We start from the raw sequence: 14,807 nt of genomic DNA on the forward strand, positions 1-14,807 counted from the left end.
TATTAGCAATAGGTTATTCTATTGCATAAATATACTCGTCATACTTCAAGTTGCGGCGTTATTGACGACGTTCACTCATACTAGTCACCTACTTATGTAGGCTCCCAGCGACTCGCTCACTTGTCGCCTAGCTGCATCTCGAATTATTTAGAATATAGCAATTAATATTTTTGATTATTTTGTTTTACTATTTTATAGACCATTAATTAATTCAGGAATGCGCCCTCCATATTGATTAATTAAATCTAAATTATGTTTATCTGAATCAGGAATATTACCACTTAAAAATATAGGTAAACTGCACTGTTCCTCACTAAGATTAAATATCACTTCCGCAAATATTCCTTGTACAAGAAAAATACCTAGCATAGACGAAATCGGCGAAAACGGAGGTTCCTGCTCACTGGCTTTTAATACTGCATCACCGATAGGAACATTATTATCAATAACCTGATCGGCACAATCACGTAAATGTTGACCTGATATATGCTTAGACTGAAAAGTGTCAGCGTATACAGAGCTAGTAATGGCAACGGTATAAGCGCCATGCTGCCGGCCCCACTGTGCGACATCAATTGGCACAGGATTGATCCCCGATGTTGAAATAACAATTAATGCATCTTTTTCAGTAATTTTATAATCAACTAAATAAGGTAAAATATAATTATTTTGTTTTTCTAATTTAGATGAGCGAGCAGCGCCTTCATGAAGCATTAATGGCTCAATTAAAATTGGTCTAACAGGTGCTAACCCACCCGCCCGATAAAATACATCTTCACCAAAAATATGTGAGTGTCCACAACCAAAGAAATAAATAATACCACCTTGACGGATAACATCAGCAAGTTTATTGGCTACTTGATTTATATTTTGTTGTTGGTCTTCAGCTAAAAATGTCAGTTTATCTTTTACAATATTTAAATAGTTATTAATATGACTCATTACCAATATCCTTTCCAACTCGGGTTATATAATCGATAGAGTGCTTCCATATAATAGTAATCGCCCCATAAATTACATTCATTTATCCCTTTATTATGGCTATATGCATAAACACCATGTTTTAATAAACCTTCACAATCTTTATCATGGCTTGCTGATGCAAATTGTTTTACTGAATTTAATAATTGGCTTGCTAATACTGTGTAATTTTTATGTGGAAAGAAGCGTTGTGCTTCAAGTAATCCACAAACCACGATAACTAATGCTGATGTATCCCTTGATTGCTGATCTGCCGCAGTAAAACTGAGATCCCAATAAGGAATGGCATCTTCAGGTAAATGAGCAAAAAAATAATCACAGATACGCTCATATAACGATCCATCGGGCCAAATGCTGCCGATGCGCCAATTTAGCGGTAAACCAAGGATCGCCCACGCTTGCCCTCTGGCCCAACAAGAACTATCACTGAAGCCCTGAAAGGTGCGGCCGTGTGACGGTAATTTAGTTTCAGGGTCAAAATAGTAAGTGTGATGGCTAGAGTAGTTATCACGAAAAATATTCTGAACCACATGATTAAAATGCCGTTTAGCTGCCTGTTGATATTTATCATCACCACTTATCTGACTCGCAGTAAACAGCAAAGGTAAGTTAATCAGTGAATCAATAATCAAACGATACTCTTGCTCTTCATTCATCTTTCCCCATGCTTGAATAAAACCAGCATCTTGGTGAAAGCGAGCCAATAAGACGTCAGCAGCAGCAACAATCATCGCATCAACATCACTATTGCCCATGATTTCCTTATAAGCGCCAGCAGATAAACTGTATAAAAAACCGATATCATGGTGATCAAGGATAAAATGGTTTGTTAATCGCTGTTCAAAGCTGGCAATATTACGACGAACACCATTCAGAAAATCATCATCTAGCGTGAATTCATAAGCAATGGCTTGCATCCCTGTCCAAAAACCATTCGTCCAATCATCATTACCTTTAATTCGATATTGATTATTTTGAGCACACGCAGAAGGGAACTGTTCAGCAAATTTTCCCATATTCTGTTTTAGCTTTTTACACAGCAAACTCAGTTCATCAGCGATTTCTTCTCGAGTTAATGGCGCTGGCAAATGATGTATAAATGGGTAATCAGACATTAATCGCTCCTAGATTGTAAATATCCGCTCACGATACTCAGTTAATAACCTTTGGTTATATTCTTTACCGCCCGGTTGATTAATGCTTCTCATCACAGGTGGCTCAATGCCGTCCAGCAAGAGAATATCAATGCACTTGATCACAATACTATTAACAATATAAGCATTAGTCATCGACGAGACCGGCCCTGTCATGATTTTTCCGTTATCAATATTTATCGTGCAATCCCCTTTTGGGCTATGATTATCAATCACCACATCGGCAACGCCATTAATACCCGCTAAGTTTGCATCAACAGGATCTACCGATGAAATACCACTGGAAATCACTATCAGATCATTACCTTTATCTTTAATATTTTTTGCTAACTCAATATGTAACGGCTTAGTCCCTGAATTAGAAACCATCACAAAACAATCATTGGGGCGAATATCAATTAAATTAGCAAAAACATCGCCAGTACCAGCCACTGAATCTAACCATCCCATGTGGCCATAGAATTGTTCAATAGCACGTGTATTAACTAGGCCACCTGCTCTACCTGCAAGCTCCACCGCCGCCGCAAAAGAGTGCCCCGATCCAAAGCCGTAAATAACTCCTTTTTGACGAACACATTGTGCAAAAATTTCTGCCGCTTTAGCGATAGTGTTTTGCTGAGTTAAATACACGCGTTCAAGCGTATTAATCACACTTTCATAATACTTTTTTTGATTATCGCTCATAAAACAACCTTACATCCCTTTAAGAAAAGTACTGATATCCGTATCAGGCTCTTCAGGGGTCATTTGTGCTGTCACACTCACCCCTCTTTCTAATAGCTCACGAATAATCTCCAATTCGCTATCACTAATACTGACTGAGCGCTTAATTTGTTTTCTATCATCCTTGTTCGACATATTACCGATATTTAGCTGTTTAACCGCTAAGCCACTATTTAACATCTGCAAAGCAATCTCAGGTGTTTTAACTAAAATTAGCACCTTTTGGTTTTCATAATTACCTTGGCTAATATTATTAAATGCCGTTTCACGAGCAAGAATCGACGTATTACATCCATCTGGTGCCGCACTGCGTAACATCATTTTCTCAATATCGTTGGCTGCAACCGCATCATCAATGATCATAATACGATTTGCATTAAAGTGACTGACCCAACGAGTCGCAACTTGCCCATGAATTAAGCGGTCATCAACGCGAATATGTACAATACCTTTCATAACAGCATCCTAATTAACTAAGAATATTAAGGTTATAACCAACCACACCAATAAACATTAAAATAAATATCACTCGCGTAGAGTTCATTCTTTTAAGACCGAGTAACCAATAAGTTAATAAAACAACGAGTAATGGCACTAATCCCGGCATTAATTGATTGGCGACATCCTGTAGCTTTAATGAAATTTCACCATAATGGAATTCAAAACCTAACTTAGCTTTTACTACCGAAGGTATTAATGCCCCAATAACAGTTAACCCTAATATATTGGCTGCACGAGTAATTTTATTTAAACTATTGGTTAGAGAGCCTAATAGGTTTAATCCTTCTTGGTAACCTTTACCAATGCTATAGCGCATAAACAGTAAACGAATAAAGAAGAACATCACCCATAGTAATAATCCTGCTGGGTTGCCCTGTAATGCCATGTAAGAAGCTATCGAACCGATAATCGTTGTTGGTATGACAAAGAATAACGTATCACCAATACCCGCCAGTGGACCCATTAAACCAGTTTTGACACCGACAATCGCATCTTTACTTTCTAAGCCTTTCTTTTCTTCTAATGCGAGGTCTACACCCAAAATTGCTGGTGCCATCGTATTATTAGTATTGAAAAACTGACTGTGTACTTTTGCTGCTTGTTTTAATTCTTCGGGATCTTTATATTTTTCTTTTAAGAAAGGATAGATACTGTACAAATAGCCCAAACCCTGCATTTTTTCATAGTTCCAGCCACATTGCCCAAATAAAAACCAGCGCCAGAATACTTTTTTAATTGATTTATTCATCACCCATATCCCCACTTGTTTTTTGAGCTAGCTGAGCTTTTTGATTGTCTGCATTAAAGATATAAATCGCGACAGCTAAACCGATTATTGCCGCACCTAAGATAGGTACTGATAAATAGGCGGCTAAGAAGAATCCAAGTATCAGGAATGATATATTTTTCTTAATTGGCAAGTAACGCATCAATATCGCAATACCTAATGCAGGTAACATACCTCCCGAGACTTTTAATCCATTCATAATGGACTCTGGAACATGCTGTACAACATTATTCACAAATGCGGAACCAAGAACTAATGCAAGGAATACCGGTATCATGCGAGATAGAGAAATCGGTAACTGCCCAACTAAGTTCATTCTTGATGCCAGTTTGATATTACCGCGTTCAATCAACGAATCGGCTTTATGGTGAATAAAGGTATTAGTAAAACGCGCTAAAATATCCAATTGCACCATCAATAAGCCAATAGGTACTGCAATAGTTGCACCGAACTCAGCGCCTTCGCCACTCATGATAGCGAAAGTGGTGCCTAGCACCGCCCCAGTCATATAATCAGGTATAGATGCACCGCCAAAGTTACCTACACCCAAAACCAACAAGTTTAATGTGCCGCCAATAAATAAACCTGTTGTGACATCCCCCATAATTAGGCCAGCAAAGAAACCCGCCATACTTGGCTTAACTAAACCTAATGTTGTATTGTTTCCATCGTAGATTGCAAAACCAGAATAAAGTGTTAAAAGAATAATTTGCCAAAACTGAATATGTTCCATTTAATTATTCCTCTTGTTCACTACATTGTTTATCCCATGTTTTTTTATTCATTTGAAATAGGCCTTCTTTTGCTGTTAAAAGAATTTGTTTCTGAGATTCTTCTTTTAATACTTCCTCATCAGCCATAATAATTTCTAGAATTAAATTTAAATTCATCCCTGTAAATAAATGCGTATAGTCCCATAAATCATTACTAGCAATTATTGATAATGCACAGTTGTAAGGGGTACCATTCTTTAAATCAGAAACAATAATTAGATTATTTTTATCTTTTATTAATTGATTAATTTTTATGTTAAGTTCGTCTTTAAATATCTCAATGCCTTTCTCACCGGTTAATTCGTGATAATCGACATTATCTTGTTCTCCTAATATCAGTTCGACAGCTTTTTTAGTTCCACTTGCGTATCCTTCATGAGAAATCAGTAGAATACTTGTCATAAATATTCCTTCTAGGTATTTCTTATTTCAATGTGAAATGTATCAATTGTTTTATAAGTTTCAACATATTCAATAACCTCTTTATCATTATTTAAGGTCAAACGTCTCATTAATACCACAGGGGTATCTTCGGCTAATTGCAAATAATCACTAAACTGTTGTGGTATCACCTTTGTAATATCAATAGTTTGTGTAAAAGGCATTGAATACATATCTAAGTTATTACTGTCTCTTAATAATTCATACAGAGACTGATAAGAACCGCTTTTTAAAAGACTTTCATCTTTAATATAAGAAGAGCAAATATGTGAAACTTGAATAGCAAATGGTTTTTTATTGTTATAACGTGCTCTCACAATTTTATAATACTGCCCATCTTGTTGAATTTTTAACTTATCTAAAATTTCAGTTTCATTTTCTAACGTGCAAGAAACCATTTTAATCGATTGAATACCCACTAACTGATTATCGGTTTCAGAAAAAATAATTCTCTCATTACGTTTTGCTTTAGAAACAAAAGATCCTTTTCCTTGATAACGAACAATATACTCTTCATTTACCAGCTCTTGAATCGCACGTAAAATTGTCGCTGTACTCACGCCATAACGGCTTTTTAATTCTGATTCACTATAGAATTTTTGCCCTGGTTTAAACAAACCCGAATTTATCTCTTCTAGTAACTCATCTTTGATTAGTTGGTACTTAGCACGGTGCATTTAGAAATCTCTTATTAACTTTTCAATGTGATCAGCATTAGTTTATGAGTTTCATCATACAACAATGTTTTTTGCAGTAAACCCTAAAAGCCAACTTAACCGGTTAACCGGTTAAGTATTTATTTAAAACAATAACTCGATCACAAATTTTCCTTGTTCAAAGCTATCAAAGGCAGATTTTTATCGAAAAAAGAGCAAAAAAGTCAGAAAGGGAGCAGAGAAGTGAATGATGTAATTAAGTTATAGTTGGCTAGTTTCATACGAAATAAAACCTAACCAACTAATAAATAAACTATTTTTTGACTATTGGCGTTTCATGCAAATAAGTCCAGAAACATTGCTCGTCTTGTATTCGAATACAAACCGTAGAAGTTCGTAGCAATCGAGAATCATCTAACTCATGTAATTCACGATACTGTAACCAACAATATTCACCAACTTCCAAAATAGGTTCGATATTGTCAGGGGTGATCTTCAAAGAAGGCTTAGCTCCAATATTATTACTGAACAATGCATTTACCTGCGCCAATCCTATACAATCACCGCCCATAGTAACCATTTTAAAGTTGCTATCGAAGCTCTCTAATAGCTTATTTAGATCATCAGGCTTATGACCCGTAAAAACATTTTCAATTAACTCATGCAACTCGATAACACTTTGAACTGCTTTATTCATATTACTCATGCGCTTTTCTCTCTAAGAATAAAAATTAACGACAACAAACTCAGTATTGCTGCAATAAAAAAGGTGTACTGATAACGAAGTAAATCACTCTGTGCACTCACTAGACTGAAAATGGAAATCAGCACTACGGTGCCGACACTAAAAGCGACTTGCCGATTGATATTCCATAACACACTGCCCTGCAATAAATCTTTACCCGAAAAATCCAACAATGAACTAATCTGCGCGGTATTAGCGGCTATTCCACCACCTGCTCCCATTAGTAAATAAGCAATAACCAGTTGAATAAGATCAGTACGGCTAGAGACAGTAAATAACAGCGCTATCCCTATACTATGTAGTAATATTCCAATGAAAAATAAACGCTTTTTACCAATATGATGATATAAATAACCACCACTCACCATAGAAACTAATGCGCCAGCCGCATATAGCAACATGAACATACCTGTCTGGCCTGCATTAAAATGCAAATTAGTTTGCAAGTTAAAAATATTGAGTAAATTAACTCCAGTAAATACCCCCGGAACCGCGTAATAGACAATAAAAGCATTACGTAAATTACTATTGCGCAATAGCTGAAAGTTTAAAATGGGCGCTGCACATTTCTGCGCATACTTAATATAAAAAGCAAAGATAATTGCGGAGAAAAATAGACTTCCTATAGCTAGCGATAAGTTGTGATAATCGTTATAAAGAGAAAATGATAACAATAACAACAGCAAGCTGACAGTCACTAGCAGTAAACCGAATACATCTGGTTTTTCCCTTCGCTGTCGTTCACTATTATTAATCCATAACCACGCCAAAGCCGCAGCGAGTAATGAAAAAGGCAAATTCGCATAAAACACCCAACGCCAAGATAGGCTATCAATGATCATTCCACCTAGCGCAGGTGAAAACGCAGGGGCTATCAACGCAACTGTCATAATCATAGTGGAAATACGATGACGTTCTTTATTTGGAAATAAGGCAAAAACTAACGCCTGACCCACAGGGATCAATAATCCTCCAGATATCCCTTGAATAAACCGCCAAAAAATCAAACTATAAATCGAATAACTCAAACCACACAATAAAGCGCTGATTGAGAATAACAGCATAGAAAAACATAATAGCTTTTGATTACCAAACCGCCCTGCTAGCCATAAACTAATAGGCATAATTAATACTAAACCTAAAATATAACTATTTGCTACCCAAGCAACCATTGATTGACTGGTTGAAAATACTTGAGCAATATCAGGCAATGCAATTGCTGACATAAAAATGTTTATACAATCAATAAAGAACCCTAACAAAAATATTGTCGCAATTTTATATCGATAAGACATAACAACCTCCGGCGACAAAGAGTAGTGTTAGCCCCTTCCTTTGTCGATGCAAGAGGATTAAACTCATTGTTTAATAAAAACAAACAATCATTGTAATTATGCAGAAAAATCTCAAGCAAATAGCGACATTCCTTCAAGTGGTTGATTCCGGATCATTTACCAAAGCAGCGGATATATTAGGGCTCAGCCGTTCCATGGTAAGCATTGATATCAAGCAGCTCGAAAGTCAATTAAATGTCAGTTTATTGACCCGTAATACGCGGAATATCGCGCTTACAGAAGCAGGAAAGCATTTTTATGATGACTTCAAACGCATTCAATTAAATATCGAGGAAGCCTTTGAAAGAAGTCAAAACTTAGGCAGCAGTGTGACAGGGTTATTACGTTTTTCATCAACCAATGAATTTGGGCAGCGTTATATTTTACCTTTGCTACCTGAGTTTTGCCGCCTTTACCCAAAACTACGATTACAATACAGTTTTAACTCTTCATTAGATGATTTAGTGACAGAAAAATTAGACCTAGCAATACGTTTAGGTAACTTAAAAAGTTCTTCACTGAAAACGCGAAAAATAGGTGAATACTCCATCTATATTGTTGCATCACCACAATTTATCAAAAGATATCCAATCAACCATATTGCGGATTTAGCCCAAGTACCTTGGATTACACACTCGTTATTAAATTGGCAAGATACTCAATATGTTTTGCAAGATCAGCAAGGTGAAAAACAAACACTCCCCATCATTAAAAGCCAATATGAATCCAATTCTGCGGCGGTTATCCATCAAATGACAATCGCATCATTAGGGTTAGCTATTTGCCCTTCGTGGTTGGTCGATGAAGATATTCAATCAGGCCGTTTGCTCAGAATATTACCGGAGTACAATCTCCCCACACAAAATATACAATTACTTTATCCAAGTACCATTGCACTGGCTGCAAAAACACGTGCATTTATTGATTATTTAGTGGAAAGATTTACTTTGTAAAAAAGCCGTGTTGTATACAACACGGCACAGACTGTTGACAAACATATCATATTTGGCGGCAGTCGTTAGGGGGTTTTGAAATAAACGAGGAAAATCAATTTATTGATTTTCGGCTGATAACACGAAGCGGGAAAAACCACGCTTTTATCCCGCTTCGTCAGCAACCTCAGCCATGTTGTATACAACACGGCATTAAATCAGAGGGATATCCAAAACACTCCATCAGTTTTAATCGCAGTAAACTGCCGTAGGAATTCCTGCAAATTTTGCTCTGGCTCTAAAGCTACAAAAGTCTGCGGGTGCATAAACTTGGCCATTGCCTCAATTGCAAAAATATTCATCGGATTATTATAGAAATTGTGATAAATCGCCATAACATGTTTATCTTTTACCGCTGTCAGCGATGAAATTCCTTGGCGCTCGACTAATTTAGCTAATTGCTTTTTAGCAACGGTTGCATCTGCCCCATAACCTAACTTAACTGCGGTTGAGCGGCGATTAAAATTCTGCCAATCTGCTCCGGTTAACAAATAAAAGTCAGGATTTAAGCTAATAATATTTTCAATCGAGCTTTCGGCGCCTTTTGCAGGGAAACTGTCTTCAACAAGATTTTTACCACCCGCAAGGCTAGCAAGCACGCCAAAACCAGAACGTCCATAAAGTTGGCAGCAACTATCAGTAAATAAACCGGCATTTGCCTCAATTAATACTGATGGATAAGGTTGTTTCAACTGCCCTTCAATTGCTGCTAATTTTTCTTGATACAATTTTGCAAAATTGTTTGCACGCTCCTGAGTCCCTAATAGCTCACCTAATAACACAATACTTTTTGGCGTGTTATTGGCGATATCCATACGGAAATCAATAAAAATAACTTTGATCCCAGCCGCCTCTAATTGTGGCATAAATTGGCTGTCGCGCATCGCGGCATAATTAGATTTATGCATTAATACTACTTCAGGCGCTAGCTCAAGTAGCTTTTCAATTTGAATGCCAGTTTCGCGCGTTTTTCTTAATGTCGGTATTTTTGCTAATTCAGGAAGCGCTGAAAAATAAGCCTGTTTTAGATCCGGCGCATATTGTTCTAAGGAATCACTCCAACCGATAATACGTGATACCCCCTCTTGCCCTGCCGCAATATCGACTGACAAAACATCTCGTCCATCAATCAAAAATAATTTATCGACGGGAAGCTCTAGGCTTATCTTGCGGCCTTGCAAATCCGTAACGACTGTTGGTGTTTTAGCTGATGCAATCATACTGGCTAAACATAGTAGCCCAGTTAATAGCCATTTCATTGGACAACCTCATTAAGTAAAAATGAGCCATCAATGATTAAGATGACTCATCTAACATTCAACTTAAAACGTCACACTATAATTAAGCGCAAATGTTCTGCCTCGACCTTTATAGGTATACAAGTCTGCCGCACCATAATTAGGACTATATAACTTAGGTGCACGCTGCCCCCAAATTGTGGTGTAGTCTTCATCCAGTAAGTTTTCAACTGCAAAGCTGACCTTGCCAACTGGTAATAAATAACTGCCTAAGAAATCCACGGTATTATAACCATCGAGTTTATTACCATCGGCATCAGACATATTGAAGGTTTGCTGACTTTGTAAACGCAGTGACCAGTCGTTAGGATCCCAGCCAACATATGCCGTGACTTTTGATGGACTAGCAAATTTGACACTCCATTTTTCCCATTTGCCATCGACTTTAGTTTCTGATTTTTGCAGATTAAAGTTACTACCCACACTCCAATCGCTATCATCAAAGAAATAATCAACCGCTCCTTCCACACCATAAATACGACGTTTATCTGACTTCATATAAATCGTCATATCTGTGCTATTAATGTCATAACTTCTATCTGATAATGAATAATAAGCAGCAATTTGTGTACGCAAGTTTTCACCGGTATAACGCCACCCTAGTTCATAAGAGTCAACTTTAATACCTTTCACTTTAGTGTCGTTAATATTCACACTATTTTCTAATGCCAAATGCCCATTCGCATCAGCTGTTGGCGCATATTTCCCTGTGCCATAATATTTAGCGATATCAGGGATTTCGAAACCTTGAGAGAAATTAAACCATGTTTGCTGATCTTCCGTTAAATTAACTAATAGACCTGCGTTAAATAATAAGTTGTTATAATCGGTGTTACCACCCGGTACTGCATCAGCAGATTTAATTTTACCTTCAGCAATTTGCTGTTGTTGTGCATACCCAACAAAGCTATCAACTTTGTTTTCAGTATATTGGTAACGCACTCCACCGCTTAAGGTGAATATTGGATTAATATCGTAACTACTCTGTAAAAAAGCAGCCATATTGGTTGTGGTATAACTTGGATAACGCCCAACTTGATAGGCTTTTTTCAAATCCATGCCGCCTGATTCTTTTGCTTTATCTAAGTTAAAGAACATTTGGTTAGCACGAAATTGTTCGTGTTCAGCGTCAGCACCATAAGTCAGCGTCAAATTATCGACAGGCTCACTATTAAACGTCAGCTTAGTACCATAGAAATTGGTTTTTTGATCGGAAGCACTAATACTGGTCACATCCTTTGCTTTATTTAAAGTAGGAAATGGATAAAACTTTTGTGATTCGTCCCGATAATAAACTTGAGCAACAAAATCTTGCCCCCAAAGATCGCCATTTGAATATTGTAAATTCAACATATGGCGCTCAGTACCGGGTAAACGATCTGAGTTTAATTTACTACTATTGTAAGCTTCGCCTTGGCCTTTCACCGCCGCAAAATCTTTACCTAAATAAAGGCCATGTTTTCCATCGGACTCACTTTTATAATATTGAACCGTGGCTTGTAACTGCTGATTATCATCAATATTAATAACCCCTGCGCCCATTACATCCAAGCGATCAGAAAACTGTAGACCCGTTTGTGTATTATCAATATTAATTGCCTTGCCTTTACCATCATACCAACCGCCATAACGTTGATAGGCAACAGATAAACGACCGTGGGCGTTTTCATTACCACCACTCATTGCCGCAGCAACATTTTCATCATGATCTTTGCCATTATTAAAACCAGTTTTACCGCCAATTTGCAGATCAACTTGTTTCTCTTCTTGGCCTTTTTTGGTGACAATATTAATTAATCCACCGCTGCTACCTCCGCCATATAGAGAAGTCGCCCCAGAAATAACCTCAATGTGATTAATATTAAACGGATCAATAGAATCTAATTGGCGACTATCACTGCGCGAAGAATTTAAACGTACGCCATCCACCATCACAATCATTGAGCGCCCACGCATATTCATGCCGTAATTAGTACGACCTTGGCCACTGACACTCATACCGGGGATCAGCTGTGACAGAATATCTTTTAACTCTTTGCCACCTTCAGCTTGCTGTTCAATTTCAGCGTTATCTATTACCCATGTCGTTTGCGCCATTTCAGACACACTGCGGTAAGAGCGAGTTGCTGATACAGTCATTTCATCTTGTTTGTTTTCTGCTGCGAATGTAACTGGTGCAATAAATGAAGCAAGGCACGGAGAGAGTACCCAAAGATGCTTAATTTTCATTAATCTAAGATCCTAATATGTCGTTATGTTTTTAGTAAGTCAGCCACTTAACAATATAGAGGCTAATCTTAACTGATAATACACATACAATTAAGAACTATTATCATTGTTATGAAAATTTTCAGGGCAAATACGTAAAAATTGCCATAGAAAAATCGATGGTTAATGAGTGAATAGAAAAAATAGTGGGCGGGATGATGTGAAAAGTAAGCTCATTGGAGTTTGCTCAATCATCAAAGATAGATGACTGATCATAACTGCTCCTGTTAAAAACCCTATTTGACACTTAATATCTGGTGTTTGCTTTTGATTATAGTAAAAGCAAACACCTAATTAATAAGGCTTTAATCAGTGAAATTTAGCTTATTTCTTTGATGCTAAATAATCTTGCAGAGTCCCTTCTGGATTCTTCTTACAGAATTCAACAATTTGAGGTGCTTCAGCAACACTTTGCTCAGTCAGAGCAACGTAATCACCCCCTTTAAATTGAGTCTCGGCATTCGTGATCCATAACGCAACTGGCGCCCAGCTTTGTGGGTTGAGGTTAATATACTCTTGGCAAGTCATCTTCTCAGGCGTAACCACGTTTGAATCGGCAGCCATCGCATTAACAGAAAATGCTGCCATTGCAGCCAAAATGCTAGAGATAACAATCTTTTTCATTATAGACCCTCTATAGTGTATTAATCGTGCATAACTTTACCCATCATATTTCAAATTACAGTGTTATTAGTAAGCTGTACCTCGAATTATTCAGAGTATATGTAGCTATGTTTATTTTTATCACAAACTCACCAAACTTTATATAGTCTTATTTTGATAATCAAAATAAAGCAAGTTAAATGTTTAATGACATAATAAGAAGTATAATACCTGAATAACAACAATAATAAACACATCAATATAAATAATGCTTTAAAGTTTTAGTAATCAAATATAGATTATTATTAATATACTCACCGAGGATTCATTCGTTTAATGCATTCACTTTTACTTTTAAAAATAAAAATCGATTAATTACTCATTAAAGTTTTATTAATTTAATTAATGATATTAATCTTTTCGATCTAATGATTGTCCAAAATGTCCAGACAGTTTACTTAGTGATCGAATAGATGAAATAGCGACGTCTTTATTTGGATCTTTGCATAAATCAATTAACCTCACAACCGCTTCTTGTTGTTCGATTGTCGCTTTATAATCCCCTAATGCTGAGATCGCTGCAATCTTGACATCATCGTTGCCTCGAAAGGTTAATCCAATGAGTGTACTTATGATTTGTTTTTCCATGGTTCAACTCGTTATAACAAGAAGAAATTAAGTATAATTAATTATTTTAAATCAAATAACCCATTACATCTCACTTTATTATGAAGCCAATTGAGTAGCTAATGATGTCTTTACACATTTAGAGAATATTTTTGACATATTACAAAAAAACGTTTTATTTAGATTTTTATGATTATCACTCCTATAATAAATTATTAAATACTATTAATAATAATATAATTCTAGGGGCAGTCCTAGTAAGGTTTAAATTTTACTTTTAACTATCTGTTTTAGCATAGTTAATTGTTGTTTTGTATGAGGTGTGTTAAATCGCCCCTCACATTCCTTTAGATGCAGCTCAAAATGAGCCTTCCGAATACCGTTAAATTTACGCATATGACGCTTCGCTTGGTTCCAAAAATTCTCACTACCATTGATATGATTTTGCCGCTCCTTTTTGTCGACAAATTGGGTGCTGTGATTAATCCTGTAATGCTTAAAATCGCTCACATCCAGTACATCATAACTGGAAAAATTATCTGTGTAGACGATGCTGTCAGGGTAAATTTTTGACTCAATCATTGGCAGTAATGTCCGTGATTTAGCATCAGGTATGACCTGAGTATAAACCTTGCCACCACTCTTGAGAAGACCGAAGATAGGCACTTTTCCAGCTGCCCCTCTACCACGCTGACCTTTGCGACGACCACCAAAATAGCTTTCACCCTGTTCAATCTCGCCATCAAACCAAGTGTGCTTATCAACGTGCTCAGCTATCAGCACTCTGAGCCGATGAAAATAGTAAGCAGCTGTATTTCTGTGGACACCAACCAATTCTGCGGCAATACGGGCCGTGGAGCCTGCAATAAATAGCTTAAGTAACCGTTCTTGTTTGTACTGACTGAGTCTGCTTTTTCTTATGGA

General features: G+C 36.8%; 16 protein-coding genes. 1 reads left to right on the forward strand and 15 read right to left on the reverse strand.

What is annotated here, in order from left to right; translation table 11 throughout:
• Positions 1 to 192: 192 nt before the first annotated feature.
• The 10 genes from JI723_RS16220 to JI723_RS16265 form a co-directional block, all read right to left on the reverse strand.
• A complete protein-coding gene (locus tag JI723_RS16220; RefSeq protein WP_319067403.1) occupies positions 193 to 942 on the reverse strand; it encodes an SIS domain-containing protein in 750 nt (249 codons plus the stop codon).
• The gene (locus tag JI723_RS16225) at positions 942 to 2,096 is read right to left on the reverse strand and encodes a glycoside hydrolase family 88 protein (protein WP_337979558.1); all 1,155 of its coding nucleotides are present in this window, start codon (positions 2,094 to 2,096) and stop codon (positions 942 to 944) included. The genes JI723_RS16220 and JI723_RS16225 overlap by 1 nt, the downstream gene beginning before the upstream one ends.
• 9 nt (positions 2,097 to 2,105) lie before the next feature.
• Positions 2,106 to 2,819 (reverse strand): sugar isomerase domain-containing protein, encoded by a 714-nt coding sequence (locus JI723_RS16230; protein WP_318706361.1) that lies wholly within the window; start codon positions 2,817 to 2,819, stop codon positions 2,106 to 2,108.
• Between the two features lie 9 nt (positions 2,820 to 2,828).
• Positions 2,829 to 3,314, reverse strand: coding sequence for a PTS sugar transporter subunit IIB (locus JI723_RS16235; RefSeq protein ID WP_070928876.1), 486 nt, complete (start codon positions 3,312 to 3,314; stop codon positions 2,829 to 2,831).
• Positions 3,315 to 3,327: 13 nt separating this feature from the next.
• The gene (locus JI723_RS16240) at positions 3,328 to 4,107 is read right to left on the reverse strand and encodes a PTS system mannose/fructose/sorbose family transporter subunit IID (protein WP_070928877.1); all 780 of its coding nucleotides are present in this window, start codon (positions 4,105 to 4,107) and stop codon (positions 3,328 to 3,330) included.
• Positions 4,100 to 4,879: a PTS mannose/fructose/sorbose/N-acetylgalactosamine transporter subunit IIC gene (locus tag JI723_RS16245; protein ID WP_070928878.1), complete on the reverse strand. Its 780-nt coding sequence runs from the start codon at positions 4,877 to 4,879 to the stop codon at positions 4,100 to 4,102. Before JI723_RS16245 ends, JI723_RS16240 begins: the two co-directional genes overlap by 8 nt.
• Positions 4,880 to 4,883: 4 nt before the next feature.
• A complete protein-coding gene (locus JI723_RS16250; protein ID WP_140180377.1) occupies positions 4,884 to 5,321 on the reverse strand; it encodes a PTS sugar transporter subunit IIA in 438 nt (145 codons plus the stop codon).
• 11 nt (positions 5,322 to 5,332) lie between these two features.
• Entirely contained in the window at positions 5,333 to 6,037 is a 705-nt protein-coding gene (locus JI723_RS16255) for a GntR family transcriptional regulator (RefSeq protein WP_140185850.1), read from the reverse strand.
• Between the two features lie 292 nt (positions 6,038 to 6,329).
• The gene (locus JI723_RS16260) at positions 6,330 to 6,722 is read right to left on the reverse strand and encodes a hypothetical protein (protein WP_272580692.1); all 393 of its coding nucleotides are present in this window, start codon (positions 6,720 to 6,722) and stop codon (positions 6,330 to 6,332) included.
• Positions 6,719 to 8,056: an MFS transporter gene (locus tag JI723_RS16265; RefSeq protein ID WP_272580693.1), complete on the reverse strand. Its 1,338-nt coding sequence runs from the start codon at positions 8,054 to 8,056 to the stop codon at positions 6,719 to 6,721. The genes JI723_RS16260 and JI723_RS16265 overlap by 4 nt, the downstream gene beginning before the upstream one ends.
• 98 nt (positions 8,057 to 8,154) lie before the next feature.
• Between JI723_RS16265 and JI723_RS16270 the strand changes: the two genes are divergently transcribed.
• Entirely contained in the window at positions 8,155 to 9,048 is an 894-nt protein-coding gene (locus JI723_RS16270) for a LysR family transcriptional regulator (protein ID WP_337979559.1), read from the forward strand.
• A 197-nt stretch (positions 9,049 to 9,245) separates the two neighbouring features.
• Here the strand turns inward: JI723_RS16270 and JI723_RS16275 are convergent, their stop codons facing one another.
• The 5 genes from JI723_RS16275 to JI723_RS16295 form a co-directional block, all read right to left on the reverse strand.
• Positions 9,246 to 10,346: an ABC transporter substrate-binding protein gene (locus JI723_RS16275; RefSeq protein ID WP_337979560.1), complete on the reverse strand. Its 1,101-nt coding sequence runs from the start codon at positions 10,344 to 10,346 to the stop codon at positions 9,246 to 9,248.
• Positions 10,347 to 10,409: 63 nt separating this feature from the next.
• The gene (locus JI723_RS16280) at positions 10,410 to 12,614 is read right to left on the reverse strand and encodes a TonB-dependent siderophore receptor (protein ID WP_140180368.1); all 2,205 of its coding nucleotides are present in this window, start codon (positions 12,612 to 12,614) and stop codon (positions 10,410 to 10,412) included.
• A 363-nt stretch (positions 12,615 to 12,977) separates the two neighbouring features.
• Complete coding sequence (locus JI723_RS16285; RefSeq protein ID WP_272580695.1) at positions 12,978 to 13,277, reverse strand: HdeA/HdeB family chaperone; 300 nt, start codon at positions 13,275 to 13,277, stop codon at positions 12,978 to 12,980.
• A gap of 390 nt (positions 13,278 to 13,667) precedes the next feature.
• Entirely contained in the window at positions 13,668 to 13,904 is a 237-nt protein-coding gene (locus JI723_RS16290) for a HEAT repeat domain-containing protein (RefSeq protein WP_272580696.1), read from the reverse strand.
• A 243-nt stretch (positions 13,905 to 14,147) separates the two neighbouring features.
• Positions 14,148 to 14,804: an IS1595 family transposase gene (locus JI723_RS16295; protein WP_272580743.1), complete on the reverse strand. Its 657-nt coding sequence runs from the start codon at positions 14,802 to 14,804 to the stop codon at positions 14,148 to 14,150.
• Positions 14,805 to 14,807: the final 3 nt, after the last annotated feature.

It is taken from the genome of Providencia manganoxydans (genome assembly GCF_016618195.1).
Taxonomy (GTDB): domain Bacteria; phylum Pseudomonadota; class Gammaproteobacteria; order Enterobacterales; family Enterobacteriaceae; genus Providencia; species Providencia manganoxydans.